Annotated in this window: 13 protein-coding genes and 1 other RNA gene; all 14 read right to left on the bottom strand. The window is 43.9% G+C overall.

Translation table 11 applies throughout. From position 1 onward, the window contains the following. Positions 1-31 precede the first annotated feature (31 nt). Complete coding sequence (locus tag H9649_RS14090) at positions 32-571, bottom strand: GNAT family N-acetyltransferase (RefSeq protein ID WP_191695548.1); 540 nt, start codon at positions 569-571, stop codon at positions 32-34. 269 nt (positions 572-840) lie between these two features. Further along, positions 841-1,200, bottom strand: a transfer-messenger RNA (tmRNA) gene (gene ssrA, locus H9649_RS14085). 106 nt (positions 1,201-1,306) lie between these two features. Then, on the bottom strand, positions 1,307-1,774 hold the full coding sequence (smpB, locus tag H9649_RS14080) for an SsrA-binding protein SmpB (RefSeq protein WP_191695547.1): 468 nt from the start codon (positions 1,772-1,774) through the stop codon (positions 1,307-1,309). A gap of 77 nt (positions 1,775-1,851) precedes the next feature. Further along, the gene (gene rnr, locus H9649_RS14075; protein ID WP_225229910.1) at positions 1,852-4,182 is read right to left on the bottom strand and encodes a ribonuclease R; all 2,331 of its coding nucleotides are present in this window, start codon (positions 4,180-4,182) and stop codon (positions 1,852-1,854) included. Between the two features lie 48 nt (positions 4,183-4,230). After that, entirely contained in the window at positions 4,231-4,977 is a 747-nt protein-coding gene (locus tag H9649_RS14070) for an alpha/beta hydrolase (RefSeq protein WP_191695545.1), read from the bottom strand. Between the two features lie 124 nt (positions 4,978-5,101). After that, complete coding sequence (gene secG / locus H9649_RS14065) at positions 5,102-5,329, bottom strand: preprotein translocase subunit SecG (RefSeq protein WP_191695544.1); 228 nt, start codon at positions 5,327-5,329, stop codon at positions 5,102-5,104. A gap of 119 nt (positions 5,330-5,448) precedes the next feature. Next, positions 5,449-6,744, bottom strand: a complete 1,296-nt coding sequence (eno, locus tag H9649_RS14060) for a phosphopyruvate hydratase (RefSeq protein WP_191695543.1) — start codon at positions 6,742-6,744, stop codon at positions 5,449-5,451. A 19-nt stretch (positions 6,745-6,763) separates the two neighbouring features. Beyond that, positions 6,764-8,290, bottom strand: coding sequence for a 2,3-bisphosphoglycerate-independent phosphoglycerate mutase (gpmI, locus tag H9649_RS14055; RefSeq protein WP_191695542.1), 1,527 nt, complete (start codon positions 8,288-8,290; stop codon positions 6,764-6,766). Next, positions 8,283-9,044: a triose-phosphate isomerase gene (gene tpiA / locus H9649_RS14050; RefSeq protein ID WP_191695541.1), complete on the bottom strand. Its 762-nt coding sequence runs from the start codon at positions 9,042-9,044 to the stop codon at positions 8,283-8,285. The genes gpmI and tpiA overlap by 8 nt, the downstream gene beginning before the upstream one ends. A 14-nt stretch (positions 9,045-9,058) precedes the next feature. Further along, complete coding sequence (locus H9649_RS14045) at positions 9,059-10,243, bottom strand: phosphoglycerate kinase (protein ID WP_191695540.1); 1,185 nt, start codon at positions 10,241-10,243, stop codon at positions 9,059-9,061. 177 nt (positions 10,244-10,420) lie between these two features. After that, on the bottom strand, positions 10,421-11,428 hold the full coding sequence (gap, locus tag H9649_RS14040) for a type I glyceraldehyde-3-phosphate dehydrogenase (RefSeq protein ID WP_191695539.1): 1,008 nt from the start codon (positions 11,426-11,428) through the stop codon (positions 10,421-10,423). Positions 11,429-11,446: 18 nt separating this feature from the next. Continuing rightward, positions 11,447-12,511 (bottom strand): sugar-binding transcriptional regulator, encoded by a 1,065-nt coding sequence (locus tag H9649_RS14035; protein ID WP_191695538.1) that lies wholly within the window; start codon positions 12,509-12,511, stop codon positions 11,447-11,449. Between the two features lie 105 nt (positions 12,512-12,616). Further along, positions 12,617-12,844 carry a glutaredoxin family protein gene (locus H9649_RS14030; protein WP_191695537.1) on the bottom strand — a complete coding sequence of 76 codons (228 nt, stop codon included), beginning with the start codon at positions 12,842-12,844 and terminating at the stop codon, positions 12,617-12,619. A gap of 62 nt (positions 12,845-12,906) precedes the next feature. Then, a partial coding sequence (locus H9649_RS17880; protein ID WP_225229903.1) for a hypothetical protein occupies positions 12,907-13,141 on the bottom strand: 235 nt, incomplete at its 5' end.

The following is a 13,141-nucleotide window of genomic DNA, read 5'->3' as shown; positions in this document are numbered from 1 at the left end:
ACTGTACGATGCACGATTCAAATTGTTAGCATTATAATCCGAGTCTGGCACCTACTTCTGCATACTCTATATCTTTTCTTTCTGCACTCCAATTACCCCCTGTTTGTCCGTCCCATTTCGCTCCTGTTTCAACGAAACCGACAGACGCATACAACTTCCGGGCGGCTTCGTTTACCATCCAATATGATGTAGAAACTGCATCGGCTTTTCCTTGTGGAAACGACTTTATGTAATCAATAACTTTCATCATTGCTTGTTTGCCAAATCCTTTGCCTTGATGCTTTTTATCAATCATAAAGCGATTAAGACCATAAGTAGATGTATCTCCATATTTTTCATGTAAAATTGAACTTTCCGCCAGTTTGTAAAATCCCATATCGACATATCCTATGACTTCATCATGATGACATATAGCGAAGATCATAGGAGGCTTTTCGTCGTTGAGTATCCTCACATAGGCTCTAGCCAAACAATATATGCTGGAATCCACATTTCCTTTCTGCTCATCTGTTATGCTTAACTTCAACACTGCTTCAAAATTATCGTGGGTAATCTTTCTTAATTCAATCATTTTTCTTCCCTACTTCCGAAAATATAAATTCGCTGCATCTGCCCGTAACGCGATTCTTTTAAACTATCCTTATAAATATCCAAGGTGCCGTGATAAAATATATCTCTTTGAATCATGCTTTTTAAATTCACCTCAGCTTTTAAACAACTTTGCCATAGTCTACATCACTTAGCGAAAAATAAGAAAAGAAATGTCTATAAAAAAAGAAGCATAAATTCTCCATCCGGAAAATTCATGCTTCTAATCTGTTTTGTTGCTTTCCATAATTTCTATGGAGACGGCGGGAGTCGAACCCGCGTCCAAAGGCTCTGCTACTTCAGCGTCTACGCGTGTAGATTGACTACTTTTATTCGCGCGCACGTTTGCCGTCAATCAAGGCGACTCGTGACGCTATCCCGGAAATCTCTTGCAACTGCCTCAGGAGGCAACAGTTACCGTATCCCACTTAAGTTGAGCCTAACAATGCCACATGGGCGATGGAACTGCTAGGCAGATTCATCAGCTTACGCTGCGAATGCTAAGTTGTTGTTTGTTTTGCCAGTTATTATTAACTGTCGTTTCTGACGGAGACGATCCCTCCGACGCGCAGCTCAAGCCCAGACCACCCCTGTCGAATCCGTAACGTCCCCGTTAACTAAAGGTTAAATTCAACCTTTATAGGGATGTCAGGAAGGCCTAATGAAAGGCTTCTGAACTATTTCACTATCTTTATCTTACTACATTTTCGACTGATAATCAATATTGCTGTTTTGCCTTGAAAGCACGTTCGACTTCACGCTTCGCTTCTTTCTTCTTCAAGTCTTCACGTTTATCGTACAACTTCTTCCCTTTACCGATGCCAATCAACACTTTCGCAAAGCCGTCTTTCAAATACATTTTAAGTGGCACAATTGCGAAACCTTCTTGCTTTGTCTGGCCGATAAGCGACTTGATCTGCTTCTTATGCAGTAATAGCTTCCGAGAACGGAGTGGATCATGGTTAAACTGGTTCCCCTGTTCATACGGACTAATGTGCATATTGGAGATCCATGCTTCATTATTCCGGATCAAAACAAACGCATCACGAATTTGGACTTTACCATTACGAATCGACTTAATTTCGGTCCCTTGCAGAACAATTCCAGCTTCAATCGTCTCTTCAATAGCAAAATCATGATTCGCTTTTTTATTGATTGCCAATACTTTCCCTTGACCTTTCGCCATGCTGTATCCCCCATTTCAACAATTACTGGTGAAACGGCCGGCATCCACGACTTATACGGATGCCGCCCACTTCAGTATTATTTTCTCTTTCTAGGAGCCTGTTTCTTCTTCTTTTTCTTACCCTTCGTGACATCTTCATAAAACTTCCGCTTCGGTTTACCCGATCCAGGCTTCTTATCCGACTTCGGCTTCGAAGAACCTGCAGAAGCACGGTCCCCGCCTTTTTTCGCATGAATGACCTTCGGCGTCTCTTTGCGCGCTCTATGGAACGATTGCTTCATACCCGCAATTTCAAAGTCGATTGCAGACTCCTCAGGCTTAACTGAAACAACGCGGATCGTCACTTCATCTCCGATTCTGAACTGCTTGCCTGTATGCTCACCGATCATCATCATTTGACGGTCGTCAAAACGATAATAATCATCGTTCATATAGCTTACATGCACAAGTCCTTCGACTGTGTTTTCAAGCTCAACGAACATCCCGAAGTTCGTTACAGACGAGATGACACCGTCAAACTCTTCACCAATCTTATCCAACATGAACTGCGCTTTCTTCAGTGCATCCGTATCTCGTTCTGCATCGACTGCACGACGTTCACGTTCTGACGTATGCTGCGCGATTTCAGCCAAGTTGGCGTTCCAGTGCGCAATCGTCTGAGGAGACACATCTTTCTCGATCAAATACGTGCGGATCAATCGATGCACGATCAAGTCCGGATAACGTCTAATTGGTGATGTAAAATGTGTATAGAAATCAGCCGATAAACCGAAGTGACCAAGGCTCTCTTCAAAATACTTCGCCTGTTGCATGGAACGTAATAACATCGTAGAAATAACCGTTTCTTCAGGCATGCCTTCAATCGACTCGACAATTTCCTGCAAAGCGCGTGGATGCACTTTATTCCCGGCACCTTTTACGACAATACCAAAATTCGTGATGAACTCGAAGAAACGCTGAAGCTTTTCGGCTTTTGGATCTTCGTGAATCCGGTACAAGAATGGCACTTGAAGCCAATGGAAGTGCTCTGCAACCGTTTCGTTCGCTGCAAGCATGAATTCCTCGATCAGACGTTCCGCTTCCGTACGTTCACGAATAACGATATCTGTCGGCCAACCTTTATCATCGACAAGTACTTTCGACTCTTTGAAATCGAAATCGATCGCTCCGCGGTCAATTCGTTTCTGGCGTAAAATGGACGCAAGCTCCGCCATATTGTTAAGCATCGGAACGATATGAGCATACTTCTCCATCAACTCTTCATCTTTTTCTTCGATGATCTTATAGACGTCTGTATATGTCATCCGTTCTTTCGACTTAATGACACTTTCAAAAATTTCATGATCAATCGTTTTCCCGTTATGGTCGATTGTCATCGAACAAGACAATGTTAGACGATCAACATGCGGATTCAACGAACAGATACCATTTGACAATTTATGCGGAAGCATCGGAATGACACGGTCCGTCAAATAAACACTCGTGCCGCGATCATACGCTGCATCGTCAAGAGGTGTGTTCTGTTGTACATAATGACTGACGTCCGCGATATGAACAGACAATGTGAATGTCCCATCACTGTTTTTCACTAAGCCAATTGCATCATCCAAGTCTTTTGCATCTGCTCCATCGATCGTGATAACAAGATCTTCACGCAAGTCACGGCGTTTGAACAGGTCTTTCTCCTGCACTTCATCAGGTGTTTTATTCGCCTGATCCATCACTTCTTGCGGGAATTCCACTTCGATGCCATGCTTATGGATAATCGACAGAATATCAACACCTGGATCATTCTTATGACCAAGAATCTGTACGACCATTCCTGTTGCAGACTTCATATCACTCGGCCAATCCGTAATTTCCACGACAACCTTATGGCCATCTACCGCGTCAAGCGCGTTTCCTTTGCCGATAAAGATATCCATCGGCAATTTCTTATCATCCGGAATGACAAAGCCGAACCCTTTGTTATCCTGGTACATGCCGACCACTTTCGTCGTTTTGCGTTCCACGACCCGTATAATTGAACCTTCCCGGCGATCGCCGAATGACCCTTTAGAAACTCTGACGAGAACGATATCTCCGTTCATCGCTCCGTTCACTTCAGGCGGTGGAATGAAAATATCATCCATGCCATCCGTTTCAGGCGCAACAAATCCGAAGCCTTTCGCATGACCGATGAACTTCCCGCGCATCATATTCATTTTTTCAGGAACGCCGTAGCGGTTCGTGCGAGACCGGATAATATTGCCTTTCTGTTCCAAGTGAACGAGCATTTTCACAAGTTCCTTGAATTCCGCTGCACCTTCAATACCCATTTCTTCCTGGATTTCTTGAACGGTCATCGGTTTATACGTTTCTTCTCTCATAAACGCCAATAAGCGTGTTTTCAGTTCTTCTTCAATCATGTCCAATTACATCCCTCCATTTCTTATTATCGTCATCTAACCCTATTTTCACACGTTCCAGTCGAGCGATTCAAGAAATTGATATACATCTTCATGAAGTTGCTCTTTTTCAGGACCGAGTGTGATGACATGTCCTGAGTCTTCAAACCATTTAAGTTCTTTTTCAACAGCATTCGATTTATCATAAATGACATTCGCAGAATTCGGATCAATGACTTCATCCTTTCGTGACTGGACAACGAATAAAGGAGCTTCCACTTGACCAAGCTCATCTTTCACACGATAAACCAAATCACGTAAATCTCTCAATGACGGCATCGACTGCACGCGAAGCGCCTCCATCTCTTCTTCGATTTCAACGGCTGATTTTCCTTCAAACTTTTTATAATCAGCGGCATATTTCAACACACCTTGAAACATCGTATCCGTCGTTTTCATCGACATCGGAGCACACATCGTTACAATACCCTTTACTGGCAGTTTAACCCCTACTTTCAAGGAAAATACGCCACCTAACGACAAACCACCAACAGCGATTTCTTCATATCCTGCATCTCTTAGTTGATTAAAACCTGCAACCACATCTTCCCACCACTGATCCGGACCCGTTTCAATCAACTCTTCCGGCGGCACACCATGCCCCTTGTAATGCGGTGCAAGCGACGTATATCCTTTCTTCTCAAGAAAACGTCCAAGCATCCGTACATCCGCTGACGTTCCTGTAAATCCATGTAACAACAAAACCGCCCGTTTCCCACTCTCAAAAAAGAACGGCTTAGGCTGTGCAATTCTCATATTCTTTCATCCTTTCACCCAAAACAGTAACTATATATGTCATTATTCCCAACAAACAAGATAAAAAACGCCCGACCATACGGCTGGCCAGGCGTTTGTCATGTATGCAATTAGATCATCTCAATTAAATCTTCACAATGGCAATCGCCAAAACGAAAAATAAAACCGAAAGTACAATTGTCACTCGTTGAAGCACTAAGTCTAACCCACGTGCCTTCTGTTTTCCGAAAAGCTGTTCGGCACCACCGGAGATGGCTCCAGAAAGACCAGCACTTTTACCGGATTGCAATAATACAACAACAATTAACGCCAATGATACGATTACTAATAACGTCATAAACAAAGCATGCACTTTGTTCCACCTCCTGAATCGAACATAACACTGTTTACATTCTATCAAATATTAGATATTGTTACAACATGTTTTAAATAATTTGACAAAAAGCCGGCAATCGCCGGCTTTTGCTGTTCTTACTTCTTCAAATTATAAAACGTCTTCTCCCCAAGATACACAGCTGTTTCATGTAACTGGTCTTCAATACGGAGAAGTTGGTTGTACTTCGCTACACGGTCTGTACGTGAAGGAGCACCTGTCTTAATCTGACCTGCGTTTGTTGCAACTGCAATATCCGCAATCGTCGTATCTTCTGATTCACCTGAACGGTGAGAAATGACAGCTGTATAACCAGCGCGTTTCGCCATTTCGATCGCATCGAACGTTTCTGTCAATGTACCGATTTGATTCACTTTAATAAGGATCGAGTTACCGACACCTTCTTCAATTCCACGAGCCAATTTCTCCGTATTCGTAACGAATAGATCGTCCCCTACCAATTGAACTTTTTTGCCTAAACGGTCTGTCAACAACTTATGTCCTGTCCAGTCGTTTTCATCCAATCCGTCTTCAATTGAAACGATCGGATATTTCGAGCAAAGCTCTTCATACCAAGCAACCATCTCTTCTGACGTTTTTGTAATGCCTTCTCCAGCCAACGAATAATTTTTCGCTTCTTTGTCATAGAACTCAGATGCAGCGACATCCATTGCAAGCAATACTTCTTCGCCTGGCTTATACCCTGCTTTTTCAATCGCTTCCATAATTGTCGATAGTGCTTCTTCGTTAGATGCTAAGTTTGGTGCAAAGCCGCCTTCATCCCCTACTGAAGTGTTCAAGCCTTTAGACTTTAGAACGTCTTTTAAGCTATGGAAGATTTCAGCGCCCATTCGCAGTCCGTGACGGAATGATTCCGCACCGACAGGCATGACCATGAATTCCTGGATATCCACGTTATTATCCGCATGTTCGCCTCCGTTTAGGATGTTCATCATCGGAACTGGCAACTGCTTCGCGTTGACACCGCCAAGGTATTGATAAAGTGGAAGATCCAAATAATCAGCTGCAGCATGAGCGACAGCGATGGATACACCAAGAATTGCGTTCGCACCGAGCTTTCCTTTGTTGTCTGTGCCATCTAATTCGATCAATGCTTTATCGATAACAACTTGATCGAGCACTGAGTAGTTTTCCACTAATTCATCAGCAATCACTTCATTCACATGATCTACTGCTTTCAGAACACCTTTACCTAAATAACGGGACTTGTCGCCGTCACGCAATTCAACCGCTTCATATTCTCCCGTGGAAGCACCAGACGGAACGATTGCTCGTCCGAACGCGCCGCTTTCCGTGAACACTTCTACTTCAACTGTTGGATTCCCACGTGAATCAAGGACTTCTCTTGCTTGAATATGACTAATGATTGGCATAATAACTCTCTCCCTTTAATTAGAATAATGGTGTGCCGGACATTTCTTCTGGCTGTTTCACATCAAGTAGCTTTAACATCGTTGGTGCAAGATCAGACAAAATACCGCCTTCGCGCAACACAACATCCGCTTTCGTAATAATGACAGGGACAGGATTTGTCGTATGAGCGGTCATCGGTTTTCCTTCAAGTGTCAACACTTCATCGGAATTTCCGTGATCCGCCGTTACAATCGCCGTTCCGCCTTTTAGCATGAGGGCATCTATAATCCTGCCTAAACATGCATCGACTGTTTCAATCGCCTTAATCGTCGGTTCGAGCATGCCGCTATGACCGACCATATCAGGATTAGCAAAGTTCAACAGAATCGCATCTTGCCGGTCACCTTCGATTTCAGCAAGTAATGCTTCTGTCACTTCTACAGCACTCATTTCAGGCTTCAGATCGTATGTCGCAACTTTCGGACTGGCGATGAGAATTCTCGTTTCGCCTTCGAATTCCTCTTCCCTGCCGCCACTCATGAAAAATGTCACGTGTGGATATTTTTCGGTTTCGGCAATACGCAATTGTCGCAGACCATTTTTAGCAAGCACTTCACCAATTGTATTTTCAAGATTATCATTTGTAAATACGACATCCGCTTGGACTTCGTCACTGTAATGAGTAAATGACACAAACTTCAAATTGTCGAGCTGTTTCGGCCCTGTGTGGAATCCGTCAAACTTCGGATCGGTGAATGCACGTGACAATTGAATCGCACGGTCCGGTCTGAAGTTGAAGAATACGACAGCATCATCACTATTCACAGTGGCAACCGGTTCACCTTCTTTTTCGATGACGAACGGTTTGACAAACTCGTCATAGATATCTTCTTCATACGATGCATGCACACCCGAGATTGCTGTCGGGAACTTCTCTCCAATGCCGTCTACGATTGCGCGGTACGCACATTCCACGCGGTCCCATCTTTTGTCACGGTCCATTGCGTAATACCGTCCTGAGACAGAAGCGATTGTGCCGACCCCTACGCCTTGAAGTACTTGTTCTGTCCGTTCGAGATAACCCGGTGCTGTTTGAGGTCCGACATCACGCCCATCAAGAAATGCATGAATGTAGACCTTTTCGACTCCGTTCATTTTGGCAAGACGAAGCAGCGCAAACAGATGCTCATAATGACTATGGACACCACCGTCCGATACAAGCCCCATGAGATGGAGTGCTGAACCATTTCGTTTCACATGTTCAATTGCACCGAGCAATGCCGCATTCGTCATGAAGTCGCCGTCTTTGATGGATTTATTGACACGTGTAAGGCTCTGATAGACAATACGCCCTGCGCCAATATTCAAATGACCGACTTCCGAATTGCCCATTTGCCCTTCTGGAAGTCCTACAGCCTCGCCACATGCTGTTAACGTTGAGTGGGGATAGTTGTTCCATAAAATATCAAAGTTCGGTGTACTCGCTTGCGCGACCGCATTGCCGAACTTTTCATCCCGTAGTCCAAAACCGTCCAAGATGATCAATGCGACTGGTCCATTACGCATGACTTGCGACCTCGATCATTTCAACGAACGAATCTGCGTCAAGGCTTGCCCCACCGACTAGCGCTCCGTCAATGTCGTCCATGGACAATAATTCTGCAAGATTGGATGGTTTTACGCTGCCGCCGTATTGAATACGTATTGCTGAAGCCGTTTCCTCGTCATACAACTGACCGATTTCAGAACGGATTTCTTTACACACATCATTCGCATCATTCGCAGTAGCTGTTTTGCCAGTTCCAATCGCCCAAACCGGTTCATAAGCGATAATTGCCCGCTTCGCCTGTTCAGCTTGAACACCTTCAAATGCTTTCTTCACTTGCATCGCTACGGTTTCAACTGTTTTACCTTCTTCGCGCTGTTTGAGACTTTCCCCAACACAAACGATTGGAGTCAACTCATGCGAGAAGGCAGCAAGCACTTTTTTATTTACCGTTTCATCTGTTTCATTGAAATATTGACGACGTTCTGAATGACCTAAAATAACAAAAGGAATATGGAGTTCAGCAAGCATTTTCGGGCTCACTTCACCTGTAAACGCTCCTTCGTCCGTATCATGCATCGTCTGTGCGCCAATGCCAAGCATCGAGTCTTCTGATAAGCTTGTAAGCTCAGACAGATAGAGTGATGGCGGACAAATGACTGCTTGGACTTGATCCGATTCAGGCAGTCGCCCCTTCACTTCCGTCACAAAACTTTTCGCTTCATCCATCGTTTTATACATCTTCCAATTTCCAGCTATAATTCGTTTCCGCAATTGTACCCCTCCTGTCATTTATCCTGCAGTACAGTGACTCCAGGTAACTCTTTACCTTCCATAAATTCCAGCGACGCTCCACCGCCAGTAGATACATGATCCATCTTGTCAGCGACATGGAATTTCTCAACAGCTGCAGCCGAATCGCCGCCACCGATAACCGTATAGCCTTCAGTTTCAGCCATCGCTTCAGCAACTTGTTTCGTACCCGCCGCAAATTGTTCCATTTCGAACACACCCATCGGTCCATTCCATATTACAAGTTTGGATTTTTTAATAACATCAGCATATAACGCAGCTGTTTCAGGGCCGATATCGAGCCCCATCCAACCGTCTTGTATACTGTCGATTTTCACCGTTTGCACGTTTGCCTCTGCAGAAAACGCATCTGCCACAACAGCGTCAACAGGCAAATAGAGATTGACGTTCTTCTCTTTCGCCTTTTGTATGAATGACTGGGCCAATTCGATTTTATCTTCTTCTACTAAGGAGTTTCCTGTTTCATATCCTTGTGCTTTCGTGAATGTGTAGGAAAGACCGCCGCCAATCAATAAATTGTCGACATTGTCCAACAGATTGTCAATGACTCCAATTTTGTCCTTCACCTTTGCACCGCCGATAATTGCCGTGAAAGGACGTTCCGGATCAGACAATGCTTTGCCAAGTACATCAAGCTCTTTCTCAAGTAAAAAGCCGCTGACGCCAGGGATGAATTCAGCGATACCTGCAGTCGATGCATGCGCGCGATGTGCAGCGCCAAATGCGTCATTGACGAAGATATCCGCAAGAGCTGCAAATTTCTTCGCAAGGTCTGCATCATTCTTCTCTTCACCTGCATGGAAGCGGACATTTTCAAGAAGTATAATATCCCCTTCGTCCATAGTGCTCACAGCATTTTCCACTTCTTCACCAATCGATGAATCGAGTTTTTTCACGTCTTTTCCAATAAGCTCAGCTAACCGTTCTCCAACTGCCGTCAATCTGAAGTCCTTATTCACTTCACCTTTCGGCCGACCAAGATGACTTGCAAGAATAACTTTCGCGCCCTGTTCTGCTAAATAGTTGACTGTCTGCACAGCAGCTCTGATTCTCGTGTCATCTGTCACGTTTCCATCTTCCATAGGCACATTGAAATCCACCCGGCAAAAAACGCGCTTTCCTTTTACGTCAATATCTTTAATTGTCTTTTTGGCATTCATGTAAACTGTACACCTCCGAGAATTTAAGCGCTCAGAACAAGGACTTTCAACTGTCTTCTGTCCATTATTCCAGCGTATGTAATGTAAAAAAGGAACGGGTTCAACCGTTCCTCTTACCCATTTTCTATTATAAGGTTTAGCCATGGGATTGGCTATGTTTTATATACTTTCAGTGTTTCAAATTCCTTTTTCATTCATATAGAGCGCCAAGTCGATACAACGGGCAGAATAACCGGATTCATTATCATACCAAGCGATCACTTTCACCATATTATCGTCCATCACCATCGTCGATAGACCGTCGACAGTTGAAGATGCTGTATTTCCGTTATAGTCTCTGGAAACAAGCGGAATTTCATTATAGAACAGAATGTCTTTCAATTCATTTTCTGATGCATTCTTAAGTGCACTGTTCACTTCTTCGACAGTGACGTCTTTAGAAAGTTCAGCAACGAAATCGACTAGTGACACGTTCGGTGTCGGTACACGTACGGCCATACCGTCCAACTTCCCTTTCAACTCAGGAATTACTTTCGTTACCGCTGATGCAGCGCCAGTCGTCGTCGGAATCATGGACTCAGCTGCCGCTCTCGCTCTGCGGTAATCTTCATGCGGAAGATCCAAGATGCGCTGATCGTTCGTATAGGAATGAATTGTTGTCATCATGCCGCGTTTAATACCGAACTGGTCGTTCAATACTTTAACGACTGGTGCAAGACAGTTTGTCGTACAAGATGCATTGGATACGACTTTGTCATTTTGCGGATCATATTCATTTTCATTGACACCCATGACCAACGTTTTCATCTCGCCTTTAGCCGGCGCAGACAAGATGACTTTCTTCGCACCTGCTTCGATATGTTTCATCAAGCCTTTTTCATCTCTGAACACGCCTGTCGATTCAATGACAACGTCCACATCCAACTCACCCCATGGAAGTTGGGAAGGATCTTTTTCAGCGTATACTTTAATCTTTTTGCCATTTAACAGTAAGTATCCTTCTTCTGAACCGATTTCAGCGTCAAAAATTCCGTGCACTGAATCATATTTCAATAAATGAGCGAGCATAGCTGAATCCGTTAAATCATTGACAGCTACAATTTCGATTCCTTCATGCTTGCTTGCCTCTCGGAACACTTTACGTCCAATACGTCCAAATCCATTAATCGCCATTTTTAAAGTCATAGTAGTTTCCTCCAATTTTTAATGTCTCTCCAATTTCTCAAGCATTGCCAAAGCGGCACCTTCATCAGTCACTAACAGGGTCTGCCGAGGTGCACTAGCCATATACGACAAAATGGCTTCAGCTTTTTTCTTTCCGCCAGCTACAGCAAGAAGGAGCGGAACTTTTTCCAATTGTTCAGTCTGAATACCGACAGTCGTTATCCTGTGAACAATATCGCCAACTTCGTTGAAATAAAATCCGAATGCTTCACCTTTGGCTTCATTTTTCTGCAACATGCTTTTTACGTCTTCTGCAGTCCCACGCATATCAGCCATGCGTAGCGCATCTCCAATACCATGGATGACACAATCTGTTCGTTCATATTGTTTCATCATGTCAATAGCAGCCGGTTCACGTTTGAAGATTTCATGTGCTTCTTCACTGAGCGATTCAGGGTAGTAGAAAGTGCTATATGTGCCCCCACACGCTTGCGCAAAAGTTGCTGCAATGATATTTGCCTGCAAACCGATATCATTTCCAATTCCGCCCCTCGCGGCAATGAAGTGCAAGCGTTCGCCTCTTTCAAAAGGCTGTATATATTGCGGAATCGAGGCTACAGAAGTGCCACCCGTGACAGCTACAAGCCGACCATCGCCAATGCGCTCAAGGAACTGCTTTGCCGCTTCATTTGCTAATTGGCCTTTGATAGCTTTGTTGGCATCACTATCTCCTGCTACAACTTTCACTTCTTTTATGCCAAGAAGTGATGTCAGTTTTCTTTCCAACAGGTTATTACCCGTCCATTCGTCGATGCTCGATTGGAGTGAGTCAAGTACTTCCGCACCTTCAGTAGTAATCGTCGCACCTTCTTTTGCGATGCGTATCAAGTTCAAAGAACGTAAACTTTCCATCTCATTTCTACATTCACGTTCCGATAATCCCGCCATCAAACTTAATGGCCGTCTTCCGATCGGACCTGACATGCCGATAAATTTCAGTAACTTAAAACGTTGTTGCAGTATATCCATCATTTCTGGCACAAGTTTCTGTTGTGCTTCAAGTAGTTTCGAGTGTAAGGAAAGATTCTCCTTTGAGTTGGTCATATATCGCCCACCTACTTTTAAAATGTCCCACCTAAGTCAAAAAAATATGATTTATAATGTCATCATACACCTTTATAATCAATTATTCAAATATTTGAGTGTTTCTTAAAATAGTTCAATGATATCCATATAGCCGACATTGCCATACGCCAACACTTTACCATTCATCTCAATGACTGGAATCATGAGCATATACTTTTCATGGATTTCATCATCCGATTCGATATCGATAGTCGACCAAGTCAAAGGATAATCTTCTTGCACAAGTTTTAGCATCGCTTCGGCTTCCTCGCAAAGCTGACAGTTCTTCCTCGAATAAAAGTTTACATGCATAACTGAACACTCCTACTGGTTTTTCATTCAGTATAAATGAACAATGACATTTCGTATAGTTTTCACGGATGAAGCACGTACATTGAGCGGTTGTGGGCCTTTATTGAGCGGATGACTCCATCGATTGAGCGGTTGTAGATCTTTATTGAGCGGATGACCCCATCGATTGAGCGGTTGTGGACCTTTATTGAGCGGATCACTCCATACATTGAGCGGTTGTGGACCTCTATTGAGCGGATGACTCCATCGATTGAGCGGTTGTGGACCTTTATTGAGCGGATGACCCCATCGATTGAG

It is taken from the genome of Sporosarcina quadrami, from assembly GCF_014836615.1.
GTDB lineage: Bacteria > Bacillota > Bacilli > Bacillales_A > Planococcaceae > Sporosarcina > Sporosarcina quadrami.
This window is presented reverse-complemented; position numbering and strand designations above follow the sequence as displayed.

Coding starts and splice junctions, on each gene's coding strand:
- H9649_RS14090 (WP_191695548.1), bottom strand. CDS start 571: ATGATTGAATTAAGAAAGATTACCCACGATAATTTTGAAGCAGTGTTG.
- smpB (WP_191695547.1), bottom strand. CDS start 1,774: ATGGCGAAAGGTCAAGGGAAAGTATTGGCAATCAATAAAAAAGCGAAT.
- rnr (WP_225229910.1), bottom strand. CDS start 4,182: ATGATTGAAGAAGAACTGAAAACACGCTTATTGGCGTTTATGAGAGAA.
- H9649_RS14070 (WP_191695545.1), bottom strand. CDS start 4,977: ATGAGAATTGCACAGCCTAAGCCGTTCTTTTTTGAGAGTGGGAAACGG.
- eno (WP_191695543.1), bottom strand. CDS start 6,744: ATGCCAATCATTAGTCATATTCAAGCAAGAGAAGTCCTTGATTCACGT.
- gpmI (WP_191695542.1), bottom strand. CDS start 8,290: ATGCGTAATGGACCAGTCGCATTGATCATCTTGGACGGTTTTGGACTA.
- H9649_RS14045 (WP_191695540.1), bottom strand. CDS start 10,243: ATGAATGCCAAAAAGACAATTAAAGATATTGACGTAAAAGGAAAGCGC.
- gap (WP_191695539.1), bottom strand. CDS start 11,428: ATGACTTTAAAAATGGCGATTAATGGATTTGGACGTATTGGACGTAAA.
- H9649_RS14035 (WP_191695538.1), bottom strand. CDS start 12,511: ATGACCAACTCAAAGGAGAATCTTTCCTTACACTCGAAACTACTTGAA.
- H9649_RS14030 (WP_191695537.1), bottom strand. CDS start 12,844: ATGCATGTAAACTTTTATTCGAGGAAGAACTGTCAGCTTTGCGAGGAA.